The sequence below is a fragment of the Moorena sp. SIO4A1 genome (assembly GCF_010672065.1).
In the GTDB taxonomy this organism is placed as follows: Bacteria; Cyanobacteriota; Cyanobacteriia; order Cyanobacteriales; family Coleofasciculaceae; genus Moorena.
In genome coordinates, this window is sequence record NZ_JAAHHX010000710.1 from 1 (window position 1) to 1453 (window position 1453).

Genomic DNA, 1453 nt, shown 5'->3' on the forward strand with positions numbered 1-1453 from the left:
TCCATGTTCGCTCCGCCTCCCGTTTAGGAAAATCTGATTTGGGAGTTAATCGGAAACGGGTGGAAATAATTCGAGCGAAATTGAGCTAATTTTTATCAAAAAAATAGTCATTAATTTTGTGCATTAATCCTGTTGGTGGGCAGTGCCTAGCAACGGGATTGACTTGCTTATGTTATTTGTTTCTAGCACTGCCCACCCTACATCTTCAATAAATATAAACCCGTTGGTGGGCAGTGCCTAGCAACGGGATTGACTTGCTTATGTTATCTGTTTCAAGCACTGCCCACCCTACATCAACTGCTCCCTGCTCCCTTCATCAAAGTGTTAATTTAGCATAACAAGTACGGAAGAGCCATTTATTATTAGCTTGACATACTCTCTAGGCTTTGATAGTTTGGTTCTGGCGGTTAATTATCTAACCAGTGCTGGCATCTTATACTCCGAAAACTATTTCTGGATATATCCCAAAATATAGTTTTATGCGAAGCCGAATTGGTAATAATTACTGTTAGGTACCCCATTCAAAAAAATGGAGAAAATCATCATGAAAAAGTTTGCATATCTTGTGGTTTCGTTATTGTTGGTATGTTTTACCTTAGTTGGTGCTGCATCCCCAGCCAATGCTGCATATCAGGCACGATTTTCTGACTCTGGAACTACAGGACCACGTGTTGACTTTGGTACAACTGAAAAACCTACAGAGTACATGATTGTAGGAGCATACGACAGTATCAATAATATCGATACTAAGAATCGCCCTCTGAAAATATACTCTACTTCAAAGAATCCAATTACCATTCAGATCACTGAGCTTCCTGATGCTTCTACTGCTCCTGCTGGTGCAGATTTAGAAAGTATTGTAATCGACAAGAATACTGGCAAGTTGTACATCACATCGTTTAATTAGCACTAACCCTTAGGCACTAGGCATTAGTGGAATTTTGATTACCTAGGGTAGGCTATTGCTTACCGTTTGAATCTGAACCCACATTCTTCACTTCGTGAGGAATGTGGGATATATTTTTTTGGTAGATTAACTACTAATTGATGGATATAGCAATTCTACGACTTTGGACTTCACTAAATATAAAAATGCATGCTATCAGGTATAACACATTCACAACAATTAGTAAGCTTTTACCTATCCAAGAGTCAATCATAGAGAAAGTAACAATTGTTGCTACGAACACCAACAATTTTTATACTTTGGGAGTTAATCGTAAACGGGTGGAAATAATTCGAGCGGAATTGAGCTGAGTTTTATCAAAAAAACATCATTAATCACAATGGTGGGCAGTGCCTAGCAACAGGATTGACTTGCTGATATTATCTGTCTAAAGCACTGCCCACCCTACATAAACTTGACTTATATCTGTCACCATTGTGATTAATCCTGTGCATTAATCACAATGGTGGGCAGTGCCTAGCAACAGGATTGACTTGCTGATATTAT

The 1453-nt window shown here is 38.7% G+C and carries 2 protein-coding genes; both read left to right on the plus strand.

The features are described 5' to 3' along the window. A partial coding sequence (locus tag F6K53_RS42175; protein ID WP_293086458.1) for a DUF1499 domain-containing protein occupies window positions 1-89 on the plus strand: 89 nt, incomplete at its 5' end. A 455-nt stretch (window positions 90-544) separates the two neighbouring features. Continuing rightward, the gene (locus F6K53_RS42180; RefSeq protein WP_293086456.1) at window positions 545-907 is read left to right on the plus strand and encodes a hypothetical protein; all 363 of its coding nucleotides are present in this window, start codon (window positions 545-547) and stop codon (window positions 905-907) included. The last annotated feature ends 546 nt before the right edge of the window (window positions 908-1453 follow it).